17 protein-coding genes and 2 pseudogenes are annotated in these 16,097 nt (G+C 56.2%); 12 read left to right on the top strand and 7 right to left on the bottom strand.

The features are described 5' to 3' along the window. The 8 genes and pseudogenes from KW837_RS27920 to KW837_RS27890 all read left to right on the top strand — a co-directional run. Positions 1-411: pseudogene (locus KW837_RS27920) on the top strand (transposase); the annotation flags it as partial. A 50-nt stretch (positions 412-461) separates the two neighbouring features. Then, complete coding sequence (locus KW837_RS27915; RefSeq protein WP_218399287.1) at positions 462-992, top strand: DUF2247 family protein; 531 nt, start codon at positions 462-464, stop codon at positions 990-992. Further along, complete coding sequence (locus KW837_RS27910; protein WP_218399286.1) at positions 992-1,405, top strand: hypothetical protein; 414 nt, start codon at positions 992-994, stop codon at positions 1,403-1,405. The genes KW837_RS27915 and KW837_RS27910 overlap by 1 nt, the downstream gene beginning before the upstream one ends. A gap of 115 nt (positions 1,406-1,520) precedes the next feature. After that, on the top strand, positions 1,521-2,180 hold the full coding sequence (locus tag KW837_RS27905) for a hypothetical protein (protein ID WP_218399285.1): 660 nt from the start codon (positions 1,521-1,523) through the stop codon (positions 2,178-2,180). Between the two features lie 429 nt (positions 2,181-2,609). After that, complete coding sequence (locus KW837_RS27900) at positions 2,610-2,975, top strand: hypothetical protein (protein ID WP_218399284.1); 366 nt, start codon at positions 2,610-2,612, stop codon at positions 2,973-2,975. Between the two features lie 89 nt (positions 2,976-3,064). Beyond that, positions 3,065-3,418: a hypothetical protein gene (locus KW837_RS27895; protein WP_218399283.1), complete on the top strand. Its 354-nt coding sequence runs from the start codon at positions 3,065-3,067 to the stop codon at positions 3,416-3,418. Positions 3,419-3,627: 209 nt separating this feature from the next. Beyond that, positions 3,628-3,974: pseudogene (locus KW837_RS28905) on the top strand (DUF6124 family protein). Further along, entirely contained in the window at positions 3,971-4,237 is a 267-nt protein-coding gene (locus tag KW837_RS27890) for a hypothetical protein (protein WP_218399282.1), read from the top strand. Before KW837_RS28905 ends, KW837_RS27890 begins: the two are co-directional and overlap by 4 nt. Positions 4,238-4,569: 332 nt before the next feature. Here the strand turns inward: KW837_RS27890 and KW837_RS27885 are convergent, their stop codons facing one another. The 7 genes from KW837_RS27885 to KW837_RS27855 all read right to left on the bottom strand — a co-directional run bounded on the left by KW837_RS27885 (position 4,570) and on the right by KW837_RS27855 (position 11,916). After that, entirely contained in the window at positions 4,570-5,154 is a 585-nt protein-coding gene (locus KW837_RS27885) for a hypothetical protein (RefSeq protein WP_218399281.1), read from the bottom strand. Positions 5,155-5,240: 86 nt separating this feature from the next. After that, positions 5,241-5,414, bottom strand: coding sequence for a hypothetical protein (locus tag KW837_RS27880; protein ID WP_008073311.1), 174 nt, complete (start codon positions 5,412-5,414; stop codon positions 5,241-5,243). A gap of 10 nt (positions 5,415-5,424) precedes the next feature. Beyond that, on the bottom strand, positions 5,425-5,667 hold the full coding sequence (locus KW837_RS27875) for a hypothetical protein (RefSeq protein WP_218399280.1): 243 nt from the start codon (positions 5,665-5,667) through the stop codon (positions 5,425-5,427). A gap of 164 nt (positions 5,668-5,831) precedes the next feature. Beyond that, entirely contained in the window at positions 5,832-6,905 is a 1,074-nt protein-coding gene (locus KW837_RS27870; RefSeq protein WP_218399279.1) for a lipocalin-like domain-containing protein, read from the bottom strand. Next, a complete protein-coding gene (locus tag KW837_RS27865; RefSeq protein ID WP_218399298.1) occupies positions 6,895-9,366 on the bottom strand; it encodes an ABC transporter permease in 2,472 nt (823 codons plus the stop codon). Before KW837_RS27865 ends, KW837_RS27870 begins: the two co-directional genes overlap by 11 nt. A 1-nt stretch (position 9,367) precedes the next feature. Beyond that, positions 9,368-10,036, bottom strand: a complete 669-nt coding sequence (locus KW837_RS27860; RefSeq protein WP_008013141.1) for an ABC transporter ATP-binding protein — start codon at positions 10,034-10,036, stop codon at positions 9,368-9,370. Between the two features lie 182 nt (positions 10,037-10,218). Next, complete coding sequence (locus KW837_RS27855) at positions 10,219-11,916, bottom strand: sulfatase-like hydrolase/transferase (RefSeq protein WP_218399278.1); 1,698 nt, start codon at positions 11,914-11,916, stop codon at positions 10,219-10,221. A 380-nt stretch (positions 11,917-12,296) separates the two neighbouring features. Here KW837_RS27855 and KW837_RS27850 point away from each other — a divergent pair, with 380 nt between their 5' ends. From KW837_RS27850 to KW837_RS27835, 4 genes are read left to right on the top strand one after another with little or no spacing between them, the layout of a single operon-like run. After that, the gene (locus KW837_RS27850; RefSeq protein ID WP_218399277.1) at positions 12,297-13,649 is read left to right on the top strand and encodes a UDP-glucose/GDP-mannose dehydrogenase family protein; all 1,353 of its coding nucleotides are present in this window, start codon (positions 12,297-12,299) and stop codon (positions 13,647-13,649) included. Further along, on the top strand, positions 13,646-14,704 hold the full coding sequence (locus KW837_RS27845) for an NAD-dependent epimerase (protein WP_218399276.1): 1,059 nt from the start codon (positions 13,646-13,648) through the stop codon (positions 14,702-14,704). The genes KW837_RS27850 and KW837_RS27845 overlap by 4 nt, the downstream gene beginning before the upstream one ends. Continuing rightward, entirely contained in the window at positions 14,701-15,447 is a 747-nt protein-coding gene (locus tag KW837_RS27840) for a sugar transferase (RefSeq protein ID WP_008073318.1), read from the top strand. The genes KW837_RS27845 and KW837_RS27840 overlap by 4 nt, the downstream gene beginning before the upstream one ends. After that, on the top strand, positions 15,448-16,092 hold the full coding sequence (locus KW837_RS27835; protein ID WP_218399275.1) for a CpsD/CapB family tyrosine-protein kinase: 645 nt from the start codon (positions 15,448-15,450) through the stop codon (positions 16,090-16,092). Positions 16,093-16,097: the final 5 nt, after the last annotated feature.

Raw genomic sequence — 16,097 nt, 5'->3', positions numbered from 1 at the left:
TCGTGGGCTATCACGTCCATGAAAGCCTGCACACCGAGTCGGTAGCACACGCACTGCGCCGGGCGGTAAAGCACCGTCGAACGGAGCAGTCGCTGGTTCATCACTCGGATAGAGGCAGCCAGTATTGCTCGGGGATGTACCAGGAACTGCACGCGAAACACGGCATCAGGTGTTCAATGACGGACGGCTATGACTGCTACCAAAACGCCTTGGCGGAGCGGGTCAACGGAATATTGAAGACAGAGCTTTTGCTCGAGAGGCCACAGGATTTAACGCAGGCGAAGAAGATGGTGAGTGAGTCGGTATCGATCTATAACGGTGAGCGACCGCATCTGTCTTTGAAATACAAAACGCCCGATGCGGTGCATCGGGCGTTAGGGTGAAACAGGTGTAAACCTATTTCAGGACTAGACAGCACATGAAAATAAATCTGCTCCTTTTTTTTGCAAGCAGATACAAAAATGAAAAATTTTTCGCTTGACAGTTATTATATATACAAAAAAACTCCATGGTTAAATTGGAAAGAGCTTCTATATGGATTTGAGCACGGCTTTATAGATGAAAAAGGAGTATCGGAATACGCTTATAAAACCCTAACAGAAAAATCTTCACAAGAGGCCATTGAACTCGCCTCATTGCAACCTCAAGAAAATTATTTGGCAAGTGACTTACTCCAATCACTGGCAGATAAGGACCACTCACCAGTAACAGACACCACCAAACCTTGGATTTTTTTATTGCTTTCTTTTTTACTTGAGCATCAAGAAGACTATGAAGATCCGCTTGAAATAGTTGAAGAGCTGTACGCAGACTTCGACTACCCAGAAGAAATTGCCTCTCTAGTTAGATACATGCCTGCCCCCGAAGGAGTCGAAGGAGTCGAAGGATCCGAAGAGAGGCTATTTGAAAATTGGAAAATGACCTTATCAGCTTATAAAAATTTCTTCGAACAACAGAACAGATCCATAGCCCCACCTGGAGATTACCCATAATGAAAGTCGTCTGTAAAATAAACAATCTACACGACATCTTAAACCCATACACTCTAACTAGATTAAAGCACTATATCTCTATATCCGACGGCGAGATAGATCTAGACATCGCCAGAGAATACACGGTCTACGGAATTGAGTTCTGGGATAACTGCCCATGGTTCTATCTTTGTACTGAAGTGGACGACGAGTATCCAAAACCCTTTGCTGCTGAATTTTTTGAGGTAATAGACGAACACATTTCACAATACTGGAGATTGGGCTCGACCCCGTCAGGGGAGAGAGGAAACTCAACTTCACTAGTATTCGAAGAATGGTCGAAGGACCCAAGTTTTTACGAACGTCTAATTGATGGCGACGAGCAAGCTATCGTTACATTTGCAAAATATAAAAAACTCATTGACTCAGAATAATTTAGCAACCAAAAAAACAGGGAAGTAGACAGATTTATTTTCTATGCATATGAAAACCTGGTCATGTAAAAGCGAATGAGGGCCCACACATACCTACTTCAAGAAAAGAAAAATCATGAGCACATTTTATATTTGTGAACCAGGAATAAGACTATGGGAGCAATCCATTTACACTACTGCTCCCGGCATCATAACTTTTTCATTTTTTGGCCCGTCCATTTTGGAAGTATGGGCCACTTGGAGCAAAGTCACTAATTCTTTGGCACCCGAATGGCCAATCGTGATGAAATGGCGAACAGTTGGCTACTCCTTGGAGCCACATAAAACTCAAGAGATACGTCTACGCAAAGAAATTGAAAAAACCTTAACCGACGAAGATTTAATAAAAAAAAATGAAACATCAAAAATATATTCATATATTCAATCCAACAATAGCCTAGACAACAAGTTCGAACCAAACGAGTTAACACAGCATCGAAATATAATTCTAATCTTCAAAAAGCGCACCCCCAACCTCAACCTCATATGGGAACAGCTTAGTAAAGCAGACAAAGGCATCACTTCGCAAAACATCTTTGACATCTTAACAAATAGTCGAGAAACCCTCATAGGCCGCTTCATAGAAAGCGATACTCATTCAGCCGCACAACTTATCGCCCCAATAGAATATAGCGATAAAATAAAATCCTTAATTGAAATGTTAGACACCATAAAAACAACCGAAACTGAAGTGCCAGACATCATTCAAAGCTTTTTAAAACAAAACCCAACATGAATGGCAAGTGATCCAAGAAAGCGGCGCAGTGACTTCATCTTATCCAACAGGAGCCACCCCATAAAAAATTGCCAAAAAGACGAGACTTATGAAAAGCTTCACTCATGGATCGGTGACTCAGAAGAATCAAACTGGACTGAGTACAGTACAGAGCTTGTTGCAAAATCAGTCCTTATAGACTTCAAAAATCAGCAATGGGAACGACTAGAGCAAGAAGTACTACAAAAGCCTGAGTATTGGCAACAGCGTTGCGCTGTTTCATTGGGAGAAGACAGAACAGAGCAAGCGATTAAACTCCTAAAACTATTGCTTTCCAGCTCCTGCTACAAAGATGTAAAAATCATCGCGTACTCACGAAAATAAATCCGCCTCCTTCTTGCCGCACAAACGGGATAAAAATATCAGCAACCACTGCCGAAGGGATATAGCATGATAATAAAAGGCATTAAATGGATATCGAAGTCAGCTGAAGAAGCGGAAGTTGAAATTAGTGATGGTGACTTCACATGCATCGCCTTCTCTCAACCTTGCAATGAAATAGTGGGCGAGCATTTAACTCAACCACTCCACGTTTTTTCTGTAAAAAACGCAATGATCAGTGATCAGTCGGCTGTAGGAATATGGAACTTAAGCGACACAAAATTTGAGCGAAAAATCGTTGCCAAAATTATCGACACTACTAACCAAGTGGTTGCCGTTGGCGACATACATATGGTGATCGATGATTTTTTACCAGGAGGATTAGAGATTGGGAACATCATTGAATTCGAGTGTGCAAGAATAGATCTATGGTAGTAGAGAATCATGATGGGGACAGATTTATTCTCTCCTCGCTCATGAGTACAACTCTGCCCCACCTTTGAGCAAAGACGAAGAAAAATTGAATGGACACTAAAAAAATAATTGAGCTTGGCGGAACAATATCATTTGATGATATATCCCACATCAATCAGCTTGCCGACACTTCGATGATCGTTGATGAGTTAAAGGAGGACCTATTCCAAGCCGTCTTCCCCCACAATCAACTTATTGATATAGGTTGGCACCCTGAATTCTCTGAAAAAGGCACATTTAGAATTTCTTTAATTAAAGAATATGACTGGGAGCACCCAGTTTTTAGCGAAAAAGCAAAAAGCTGGACAGAACTAAACAAGGCTATTTCCAATGCTTTAAACAAACTGAAAAATGACAATCCGATAAAAGCAAGCACAGGTATCTACGATTCCCAATATAGCTAAACGCACAACCTTGCGGTTCCCTCGATACGCCTTATAGAAGCATCGGACACTTCCCACAAAACCCATCGACCCCCATGAACTTGTACACCCCATCCTCCCCAGATAACCTCCTCCAGCCGCTGCAACCTCAGCGACCGGTTTTGACAGACTGAACACGATCAAGGCATGCAAATGCCGCTTTGCGGCTCCATTGTTTCAGGAGCTTCACGATGAAAAAATTTCCACCCGACTTCTTCGACCCCAATCAACTCAGCCAAGCAACCCAACGCACCATCAGTACCCGCCTCCGCCCCCCAAAAATCCCGACCCCATCAGCCACGTTTTCACCCTGCTCCCCAACATCGACACTGAAACCCTGCTAGGCCACGCCTGCGAAACCCTCGCCTCGCTCAACGTGCTGACGACCGACTTTGCCTGCGAGCTCGAAGGCTCGCACCGCAGCCTGGCATTATCGATTCAGTAATTGGCCGTGCTGGGTGAATTGTTGGTAAACCGGGCGCTGGACAATCTCGATCCACCGGGTGGGGCGTCCAACGCTGAGGAGGCTCAACCATGACTCGATACCTGCCGATTACCGGCATCGATTGCGCGATCCCTTCGTTGCTGATCGACACTGAAGCGCCTATTGACGTGTTGCATGACACGACGGCGTATCGCATTCACAGTGTCACTCAACTGTTGGAAACGCTGTCCCTGGGCGAGGCGTTTGGTGGTGATGCTGCGCTGTTGCGAGAGTTTGCGCGGGTGTTGTTAATCCCGTTGCGGGGCGGTTGTGATTTGCTGGATGTTATCGGGCGGCGGTTGTGGGCGCAGCTTTAACCCAGCCAATAAAAATGGGCGACTCCAAGATCGCCCATTTTTTATATCCGAAACTTTTAAACATTGCATTCCAGAGGAGGTGTTCGCCCAGTGTAATGGCCTGGCAATCCATGCACCGGTAAAGAGCCCTGACACCGGGCGAACGGGAAAGATTTTAATAGAATTTGGCGGATATGTCCTCGGTATAAACATGAAATTTATGCACGTAATATCTCGTAAGTTTTTGCTAAAAAACCAGATACAAACTTTTAAAACTCACCAGTTCGACCATTAAAACTGATTGTTCTTATACAACTTTCTGTACAAAAACAATCAACGGGTACAAGTAATGATCAGCTTGGGTGGTGGCTGGTGACTTTCAGCACATCGGTATAGGTCACCACAACGCTCTGCCCAACTTTCAGATCTTTCAGTTTCGCCTGGACTTCAGGCCTTTCGACGTTGACGGTTTTGGATTGGCCGGCCGGGTTTTGGAAGGTCACCTGGTTTTTCTTCAGGTCGATGTGGGTGATTTTCAGTTGGACCTGTATCTGACGGAAGGCTTCGCCGCCGGGGTTGGGATTGTCTTTGGTGGCGCGGATTTCGCCGGTGTGTTCGATGGAGCCTGGCAGGCCTTTGTCGATGTTGGTGTCGAGGTAGGCTGCGACCGAGCGGATGACTTCGACGTTGACCTGATCACCGACTTTCAGTTTGCCGAGGTTTTTGGCTTTGTCGCTGAGTTGTACATGGACCTGCCGACCTTCCGCGCCTTCAAGGACGACTTGATGTTTGGCGGCGTCGACCGCCAGGACTTTGGTGACGACCTGATCGGCTTCCACGACGGCGGACAGCGGGATGTCTGCGGCAATGGCGCTGAGGCTGGCGGCGGACAGGAGCGTGGCGAGGGCGATGGCTTTTGTCAGTGCGTTGAGTTTCATAAGCGATACTTTCCCTGTAATGGATGGCAGCAGACAGCTCTTTATCCAAGTTCGGGGCCGTCTGTGCCGATGAGCATAGACGCTGATCAGGGGGTTTCCGCAGTTTCTTGCGCGGTGGATTCTCCGCTGTCTGTGCCCTTGCCGCTTTCCTTGCGCCGGGTCGGGTCGGTGGGTCGCAGGGCGTCATTGTCGCGCTCGACTTCGCCTGGTGGCCGGGGTTCGTCGGGGTTTTCCGAGGGACTGGTCGGTTTGCGATTCATGGGGATGTCCTCAGGTTTCGGGATCGTCGACTTCGTGGGCGACATTCACGGCGGGCGAGTCTTTGTGGGATTGATCGGCCTTGGTTTTGAGGATCTGCCATTGAGCGAGGTCGATGGCGCCCTGCCCCAGCAGATCGTCGGCGATGCGCAGCAATTCGCTGTAATGCGCGTCGGGGGATTGCTGCCAGTAGGCTTTGTCGTCGAACAGCCGCTGCCAGGTGGCAAGGGTGGGCGGTTTGAGGTCGTCGCTCATGGCGGGCTCCTGCCGGTATTATTACGGTAGAGAGATGGAGGTCTCTGGGAGTTCCTGTGGATTGGACGCATTAGGAGCAGGATCAAAAGATCGCAGCCTTCGGCAGCTCACACTGACCGAGTACACCCGCGACATTGCGGCATACGCATAACCCTCTTTTGATCTTAATACCCGGTCATCTCCAGATACCCCTGCCCGCCATGGCTGCCGCTCAGCCGCACCGGTCCTTCCCAATAGGGAATGCGCAAGTCCATCCAGGCCTTGGGGTTGAGGGCGTTGATGGTGATTTCGAGGTGTTTGGCGGGGATTTTTATCGACCAGCTCACAGGCATTGAGCGGCCAGCGACTTTGGTCTTCTCCTGAGGCGTGAGGCTGATGTCGTCGGCGTGCAATAACTGCGTCTGCCCTTGGGCGTCGATCCAGGTGCCGGTGAGGTACGGCGCGCCGTCCTTTTGCCGCATGCGGTAGAGCATGACCTGTTCGCCGCTGTCCAGGTGCAGGGAGAACCAGTCCCAGCCGGTCTGGTTGGCGGTCAGGGGTTGGCTGCTCCACTCGCGGTCGAGCCAGGCCGGGCCGCTGACCGTGTAGGTTTTGCCATCGATTTCCAATGTGCCGCTGGCCTGGAAAAACGGTTGGCTGTAGTAATACGAAGCCTGGCCTTGTTCGGATTTCTGGCTGAAGCCTTTGTCGCCCTGAAGCACCAGTGGGCGTGTGGAGGTCAGTCGCAATTGGTAGCTGAAAGCCTTGTCGCGAGCGCTGAGTTGCAGGTCCGCCAGCGGGTTTTCATCGGAAGCCTGACTACTGAAATGCCAATCGTCGATCCATGCCTTGAACGGCACCAGGCTCACGCCGGCCTGGCCGACGCCGCCTCGGGCGTAGCGTTCGGCGGCATGATGGGCCGTGGCGGAAGTCACGGCCGCGTGGCCCAGCCAGATGGTCTGATTGCCCCAGCCGGGTTGCTCGGGGGACGCTTTCAAGGCGCTGCGAAACAGCGTCCATTGCGCACCGAATTCCCGGCCCTGAGCGTCCTTGAGGTTGGCGGTGACGTACCACCATTCGATGCGAAAGCCATCGTGGGGGCCGTGATCCGCCGGGAAGCTGAATACCCGGCCGGGTATCACCGGGGTAAATGCGGCGGCCTGATGGCCGAGGCCGGCGAAGCCTTTTTCCGGTGCAGGCGTGTTGTCGCATCCGTTCAACAGCGCGGCCAATAACCACACGCCAACCTTAATCCTCATGAGCAAACGTCCTCAGCAGATCCGCCGGTTGCGTGCGATACAGCGAGTACAACGGCCATGCCGATGCGAGCAATGTTGCAAGCAACGCCAGGCCCATCAACTGCAACAGTTGCAACGGAAACACCCGCAACGGCAAGCGCCAACCGAAGGCCTGAACGTTGATCACCGTGTCCAGGCACCACGCCAACGCGATGCCCAAGGGCAACGCCAGCACCAGCGTCAACACCGCCAGCAACCAGGTTTGCCCGAGGTTCAGCAGCATCAATTGGCGCCGAGTCACGCCCAGCGCCCACAGCGGCGCGAGTTGCCCAAGGCGGCTTTGGCTTTGGGTCAGCAGGCTGATGAACAGCGCCACGCCCGCGACGCAAAGCGTCAGGCTGTTGAGCGCGGCGGTGGCGGCGAAGGTGCGTTCGAACACTTGCGTGGACCAGCCCTTGAGCCGGGCCTGATCGACGATACGGCTGTCGTCCAGGGCGAAGCGTGCTTGCAGCGCGGTCAGGAATCCGGGGATCGATGCCGGGTCGATGCGCAGGTTGAAACGGTTGGGCGTCAATTGCGGCCAGCCGCGCAGCAGATGATTGATGTTGACCAGCAGATGCCCCTTGGGATTGCCGTAGTCGGCGTAGATCCCGACGATTCGCGGCGACCATGGGCCATTCGGCGTCGGGATTGTCAGGTGATCACCGAGCCGTACCTTCAACCGCCGGGCCAGTTGTTCGCTGAGCATCAGCGCGTCGTCCTTGGCCAGTCGCTCCCAAGGGTTGTCGCCCAAGGCTTCCAGCAGCGGCCAGTGCTGACGATAAGTCGGGTGGTCGATCACGCCAAAGACGTCCGCCGGCCAGCCCTGCAACTGGATCGATACCTGCCAGTTCGGTAGCACTGCGGTGACTTGGGGTTGTTGTTTGAGCCAGGTGTGCAGCTCTCGAGCCTGGGCGGGATTTTGCGGATTGAGGTACAGCTCGGCGGTCAACCGTTGTTCGAGCCAGTTGCTGAAGGTCTGACGGAAACCGGCGGTCATGCTGCCGGCGCCGATGTTTGCCGCCAGCGCCAACAACAGCGCCATCAAGGCAAGGCTCAGGGCCGGCAGTTGCTGGCGGCAGTCGGCGAGAAACCATTGGCCGAGCACCGAACGACTGCGCCCAAGCACCCAGTTGAGCACACTGTTCAACACCACCGGCAAGGCCAGTGCAGCGCCAATCAACAACGCGCCCATCAACACGAAGCCACTGCTCAGGCTGTCGCCGAAGATCAACGCCAATAACGCGATCATCGTCGCCATCGCCGCGACCCACCCCTGGCGCCGCAACCAGCGCGCGTGGGCCAGGTGCCAGGCTTGCGGATTGGCCAGCGCCAGCAACGGCAAACGCGCCGCCCGCAGCAAACTGTTGGCACCGGCCAGCAAGGCACCGAACAGGCTCAGGCCGATACCGCTGAACCACCACAGCGGACTGAGGTTCAACTGCCCCGGCACTTCGGCGCCGTACAAGCCGCGCAGGCTGGCGGCGACATCCGGCAACAGCACGCCGGCCAGCAGGTAGCCGCTGACGACGCCGGCGATACCACCGATCAGCGCCAGAGCACCCAGCTCGACGGCCAGGCAGGCAATCAACAGGCGGGCACTGACCCCGCAGGCGCGCAGGGTTCTGAGCAAGCTTCGGCGTTGCTCCAGCGCTAGGCCGATCGCCGCGTGAACGATGAACAGGCCGACCACGAACGACAGAAAACCCAAGGCATCGAGATTCAGGTGGAAGCTCTCGGTCAGGCGCGCGAGGTTGTTTTCTTCGCCGCTGCTTTTGAACTGGAGTTGGCCCTTGAGCTCATCAGGCAGGGTCGCGCTGAAATCCTTGGGCAGCAGCAGGCGTGACAATTGATCGGGCAATTGCAGAGTCTGTTGGGCGAAGCCGATGTCCACCAGCAACACGCCGGGCGCCATGTCGGTCTGGGCACGCAGCGGCGGCAAGGTGACTCCACTCTGGGCCATCGGGGTTTCGTCTTCGCGCAAGCCCAACGCCTGCAAGGTCTGCGGTGAAATCCAGGTGCTGCCCGGCGGGGTGAAAAACTCGACGATCTGCTCGATCGGCAACGACCGCCCGGCCACTGCGGAACCAGCCGGCAGTGACACCGGCTCAATGCCCATCAACTGCAAGCGCTGGTCTTCATGGCCCTTGAGCGTCACCCGGCCTTGCAACACCGGCGATACCGGCCAACCCGCACGACGCAGGTCAACAAACACTTGCTGGGAAAACACCCCACCGCCGAGTGCCGTGAGACTGGCTTGCGGTTCGCCGCCGATCAGCTGACTGGCCCGGGCGTAGCTTTCTCGCGCCTGGCTGTTCAGCGCTTGCACGCCGGTCAGCAGGCTGGTGGCGAGCCAGAGCCCGGTCAGCACACTGAAAAATTGCACCGGGTGCTGTCGCCAATGGCTGAGCAGCGCCCGCAGCGTCTCACGAAAAACCCGCACTTCAGCGCTCGTCCGCGCCAGCCAGACGGCCACCGTGCAGCACCACTTTGTCTGCCAGCCGCGCGGCGACCCGTGGGCTGTGAGTGACCATCAACAAAGTCGTCGGGCTGTCGTCGAGCAGCTCCAGCAACAACTTCAACACCTCATCGCTGGTGGCTTCATCGAGGCTGCCGGTGGGCTCGTCGGCCAGCAGCAGTTTGGGTTGCGATGCCAGGGCGCGACCTAAGGCGACCCGCTGCTGTTGCCCACCAGACAGTTGCTCCGGATAACGCCGCAGCAAATCTCCCAACCCAAGACGTTGCACCAGATGCGCCTGCCAACGTGGATCGTGGCGCCCGGCCAGACGTGCCTGAAACGCCAGATTGTCTTCAACGCGCAAACTGCCGATCAGGTTGAACTGCTGGAACACCAGACCGATTTCGGTCCGCCGCCAGTTCGCCAATTGGCTTTCGTTCATCTGCTCCAGCCGATGTTCGCCGCTGCGGATGCTGCCGCGATCGACCTTGTCCAGCCCGGCGATCAGGTGCAGCAAGGTGCTCTTGCCACTGCCCGATTCCCCCATCAACGCCAGGCTGCTGCCGGGTTTCAACGTGAGGTCGACGCCTTGCAATACCGGCAGCGGGCCTTGGGGGGTGGCGTAGCTTTTGAAGACGCCCTGGACCGAAAGCATGAGGGGAGACTCGTGAAGGCAGTGGGCCTAGGATAGCGGACGGCAGCGGGACCGCGTTATCGTTCTTCGCGAGCAAGCCCGCTCCCACAGGGATCGCCGGTGTACACAAAATCTGTGTTCACACCCATCAAATGTGGGAGCGGGCTTGCTCGCGAAGAGGCCCGCTCAGCCAACAAACCACCTCACTGCCCCACCGCCACACTCGGCACCACCCGCCCCGGCGTCACAATGCTGTTCAGATCAATATGCTTCCACTCCGGCTTGGCCCCCAACCGCGCATTAAACCGATAGTTAAAGGTGAAATCGTCCCCCGTCGGCACACTTAGCGGTTTGCCATACACCGCCTCAATCCCCGCCAGGTCATAACCCATCACCTGCAGTAACGTCGGGAAGATGTTGTAGTGACTGGAGCGATCCTTGTTGGCCGGCAATTGCGCCTGCCAGTCCAGGGTCTGCAAACCGCTGCCCGAAATCACCACCAACGGCACCAACCCCTCCTCCTCCACTGGATCACCACCGCAGTGAGTATTGAGCCCGGGGTTACCGCGCTCATGCAGATCCTGCCCGTGATCCGAGGTGTAGATCAGTAGCGCATGGCTCAAATCCGCCTGAGCAAACACCCGCGCGAAAAACTCGCCGACATTCCACAGCACGGTATTTTTATAGGCGTTGCGGTACAGCAACCAATCATCCGGCTGACCGTTGAAACCATCGCGTGTGCCCGTGTCCGCCACTTCGACAAACTGCCCACGGGGCAATGTCGGGCGGTAAGCCATAAAGGCGTCCGGGTACTTGTCGTGCACCGGAAAATGCGCACCGACCTTGTTGATCACTACCAGCTCCGGCTTACCGTCGTTGAGCAGCTCGATCAGCTTGGCCGCCGCTGCCATGTCGCGCTCACGCACGCTGGTGCGGTCGAATTGCACGAACTCGTCGATGTCCTTTTGCTCGGCAGCATTCATCAGGTTCTGCAAGTTGCCGCCGGTGCGCTGGGAGTCGATGTAAACGGTGCGCAGCCCGGCTTTTTTGGCGTACTGCCAGATCGACGGCAATGTGCTGTTGATCCGCATGTAGTCGGCGCGGGTGCCACCGTAGCGCAGCGTGACATTGGTGTCGGCGCTGCAATTGGCGATGGACGCCGCGTAGCCATAATTGAAGATGTCCACGCCCGGGCGCGGTTCCTTGAGGTTGCTGTGCACACCGAACGGCGTGTTGATGTCCAGGTAGTTGCCGGAAATGCTCTCGTCGATGATCAGCACAATGTCGTGCCCCACCGGCTGATCGACGCGCGGCAGGCTCACTGGCTCACGCGGGCCGACGGTGTTGTGCAGCGCTTCATAGGTGAACAGATTCAGATAGGCCAACGGTGTGTACATGATCGGCAAGCCACGGGCCCCCTCGCCGGCCCGCACGAACAGCACGGTGCTGAGCATCAGTACCCCGAACACTGGCGCCGCCACCAACAGTGCCCCCGGTAATGGCGCCCGTCGCCGCGGCTTGAGCCCGATACCGAACAGCAGCAACAAACCACTGACCATCGCGCTGATGATTGCATCGCGGTACTGGTACGCGGCCTCTTGAATGAACCCACCGGAATACACCAGCGACACAAAACTGCTGTAGGTCATGTAACCGGCAGTCACTTGCGTATAGACGTCGAAGAACACCGCCGAGCCAGACATCACCAACGCGAACAGATGACGGATCAGCGTCTGACGGATGTACGCGGTCATGAACAACGCCACTGTCAGCAAGACGAACATTGCGCCATACAGCAGCATCGGAAAACCGATGCCCAGCGCGTCAAGACGATCGAGATAGTCGTCGTAATTCTTGAGTAAATACAGAACCAGCAACAGTTCCTTGAGGTAACGGATCATGGTGATTACAGCACCTCCGTGGCCAATGGATTGTCGGCCATTTTCTGACACTAGCACCGAGCCCTCGAAGCGCAAGAAATGCCGGTTTTTTCCCCAAAGCGTCAAAAAAACGTTGCCTCGAATCTGACACACTCAAGCGTCTGTAACCCTTGTGTTTCAAGCCCTACGACCGTTTATCGTTTTCTTAAAACCCTCACAAACCCCTCAAAACCGCGGCAAATCCAGCAGCGGCAAGCACTTGATGGCAAAAAGCCCGTGAAACCGGGGTTTTCCCGGTCGCGTTACCCGTCATTTTGCTGACTCGCTTTCCCACGGCTGGGCTATACCCCTTTTGACAGTCTCATTTCAGTTACATCCACCGTTTTACGAGGCACGCCAATATGGACGTGAGCGTATTTGGTACGGGTTACGTCGGTCTGATACAAGCTGCGGCATTGGCCGATGTCGGACATCGCGTGCTGTGCGTCGACATTGACCTCAACAAGATCAAGCAACTGCAACAAGCCGTGCCCCCGATCAGCGAACCGGGACTGTCCAGCACACTGGAAGACAACATCAAGGCCGGTCGCCTGCTTTTCTCCACCCAGGCCAGTGACGCGGTCGAACACGCGGAGCTGATTTTCATCGCGGTGGGCACTCCCGCCGATGAAGACGGTTCCGCCGACCTCAGCCATGTGCTGAATGTCGCTCGGCAGATCGCCAGTTTCATGGAGTCCGATCGCACCCTGATCATCAAGTCCACCGTGCCGGTGGGCACCGCGGACCAAGTGGCGAGCGCTGCCAACGAAGAACTGCAACGCCGTGGCAAACAAGCATTGAACGTGCGGGTGGTGTCCAACCCGGAGTTTCTCAAGGAAGGCAGCGCCTTGGCCGATTGCATGCGCCCGGACCGGATCATTGTCGGCACCAATGACGATGAAGCGCGCAACCAGTTGAGCGAACTCTATGCACCGTTCTGCCGCAACCGCGAAAAGCTCATGTTCATGGACAACCGCAGCGCCGAGCTGACCAAGTACGCCGCTAACGCAATGCTCGCCACCCGCATCAGTTTCATGAACGAACTGGCCAACCTCACCGAGTTGCTGGGAGCCGACATTGAAGCGGTGCGCAAAGGCATCGGCTCGGACCCGCGCATCGGTTACCACTTCATTTACCCCGGCTGCGGTTTCGGCGGCTCATGCTTTCCTAAAGACCTGCGCGCCCTGCTGCACACCGCCGAACACAACGGCATGTCATTGCGTCTGCTGCGTAGCGTCACCGATGTGAATGACAGCCAACGGCACATCCTCTTCAGCAAACTGCAGGCGCTGTTTCCCGATGGCCTGGTCGGCAAGTCCATCGCGATTTGGGGCCTGGCCTTCAAGCCCAATACCGATGACATGCGCGAAGCCCCCAGCCGTTATCTGATGGAGGCGCTGTGGGCCGAAGGTGCGAGCGTGCAGGCTTACGACCCGGAAGCCATGTCCGAGTGCCGGCGCATTTACGGCTACCGCAATGACCTGCACCTGTGCGCCACCCGCGACGACACCCTGGAAGATGCCGACGCGCTGGTGATCTGCACCGAGTGGAAGAACTTCCGCGTGGTCGACTTCGATCTGCTGGCGAGCAAATTGCGCGCGCGGGTGATTGTCGACGGGCGCAATCTTTACAACCCGGAGCACGTGGCGGCGGCCGGTTTGCACTACAGCGGTATCGGGCTTCGGCACATCGTTCCCGAGGCGCCACGGCCATGAAAATACTCGTCACCGGAGCGGCCGGTTTCATTGGCGCCCATTGCCTGTTGCGGCTGTTGCGCGACGGGCATGAGGTATGCGGCCTGGATAATTTCAACGACTTCTACGACCCGCAACTCAAACACGACCGCGTGGATTGGGTGCGCAAGCAAGTCGGCGATTTCCCGCTGGCGAAAGTCGATGTGGCCGACGCCACGGCCCTCGACGCACTGTTTGTCGCTGAACAACCGGAGGTGGTGATTCACCTCGCGGCCCAGGCCGGGGTGCGTTACTCCCTGGAAAATCCCCGGGCCTACGTCGACAGCAATCTGAGCGGGTTCCTGAACATCCTCGAAAGCTGCCGCCACCACCCGGTCAAGCACTTGATCTATGCCTCGTCCAGTTCGGTGTACGGCGCCAACCAGCACACGCCTTACTCGGTCAAGGACGGCGTCGACCACCCGTTGTCGCTGTACGCCGCCACCAAAAAAGCCAACGAACTGATGGCTCACAGCTACAGCCATCTGTTCGGCATTCCCTGCACCGGTTTGCGTTTTTTCACGGTGTACGGGCCTTGGGGCCGGCCAGACATGTCGCCGATCCAGTTCGCCCGGGCGATTGCCGAAGGCCAGCCGCTGAAGCTGTTCAACTACGGCCAGCACCAGCGTGATTTCACCTACATCGACGACATCATCGAGAGCATCGCCCGTCTGATCGAGCGCGCCCCCCAACCAGCACCGGAGTGGAACCGCGAACAACCTGACCCGGCCAGCAGCATGGCGCCATGGCGCATTTACAACATTGGCGGACAACAGCCAGTGGAGCTCAAGGACTACCTGGCGCTGCTGGAAAAACACCTCGGACAAAAAGCCCTCGTCGAGTTGCTGCCCCTGCAGCCGGGCGACGTGCTCAACACCTGCGCCGATGCCAGCGATCTGGCCCAGGCCACCGGTTTCCAGCCACGGATCGAGCTGGATGAAGGACTCGGACGATTCATCGCCTGGTTCCGTGACTACTACCCACTGCGCAACGCCCACTCGCCACTCGCGAAAGGGCTTCAGCGGAGGACTCTATGACTGGACATGAAAAAGGCGTGTTGCTCAATCACATGCTGCGTGACAAACGCCTGGACCCCGAACACCGAATGCGCCTGGACACGGCGATCCACATGCAGGGCCGCGGCTGGATGACCGGCCGTGACGGTGGTCGGCCCTGGACGCTGTCGCGAACCAACCGAGTGGTTGCATGCCTTGGCGCGCTGGTGATTCTGCTGCTGCTGTCCCCTGTGCTGCTGGGCCTGGCGCTGGTGATCAAGTTCAGCAGCCCGGGGCCGGTGATGTTCGTGCAGAAGCGCACCGGTTACCGCGGCCGCCTGTTCGGCATGTACAAGTTCCGCACCATGGTGACCAACGCCGAAGAGCTCAAGGAATCCTTGCGGCATCTGAACAAGCACGGCGCCGATGCCATCGATTTCAAGATCGACAACGACCCGCGGATTACCCCTATCGGTAGCTTCCTGCGGCGCAGCAGCCTTGATGAGTTGCCCAACCTGATCAATGTGGTCAGCGGCGACATGCGTTTGGTTGGTCCCCGACCGACCTCGTTCAACGCTTATCGCTACAAAGACAGCCACCTTGCACGCCTGAGCATCTACCCCGGCATGACCGGCCTGTGGCAGATATCCGGGCGCAGCAATATCGACTTCGACCAGCGCGTTGAGTTGGACCTCAGCTATATCGCCGAGCAGAGCCTCTTGCTTGATCTGAAGATCCTGTTGAAAACCCCCTTCAAAGTATTCAGCGGCCACGGAGCGAGTTAAATGGACGGTTCATCGAACAAAAGCCTGACCATCGCCAGCCCGAGCGAGTCCAACCTGACCTCGACCGTGCTCGACCTGGATCTGCGGATCCTCTTCCTGACCGCTGCCAATCCAGGCGCCGGCACCACCACCAGCGCCCTGGCGCTGGCCAGCCAACTGGCGTCAATGAGCAGCGGCCAAGTGCTGCTGGTCGACGCCAGCCAGTCGGAGGGCAATCTCACGCAACAGCTGGGGCTGACCAAAGAACGCGGCTTTCGAGACCTGCTGTTCAACGACTCACCGCCGCTGCTGCAGGACTGCCTGGTGAACGTCTCCAGCCTGCCCTTCCACATCCTGCCGAACGGGCGGCACATCCGCGGCGCCGAGCACCTGACGACCGAACAGCTGGCCCCGTTGCTCAACCAACTGGGCGATCGCTATCGCTTCGTGGTGATCGACGGCGACGCGGTGTATTCGGCCGCCGACACCCTGGTCATCAGCACCTTGGCGGACGGCGTGATCATGGTGGTGCGCGCCGAAGACACGCGCTGGGAAGTGTCCCAGGCCGCAGCCCAGCGCCTGACTCAGGCTGGCGCAAAACTGGTGGGCAGCGTCTTCAACCGGCGCAAGTACTACATGCCCAAATGGCTCTACAAAAACCTGTAAGCAAC

Origin of the sequence: Pseudomonas sp. PDM24, assembly GCF_019218905.1 — a bacterium.
GTDB lineage: Bacteria > Pseudomonadota > Gammaproteobacteria > Pseudomonadales > Pseudomonadaceae > Aquipseudomonas.
The sequence above is the reverse complement of the archived record's forward strand: the minus strand, read 5'-3'. Positions and strand labels throughout refer to the sequence as shown.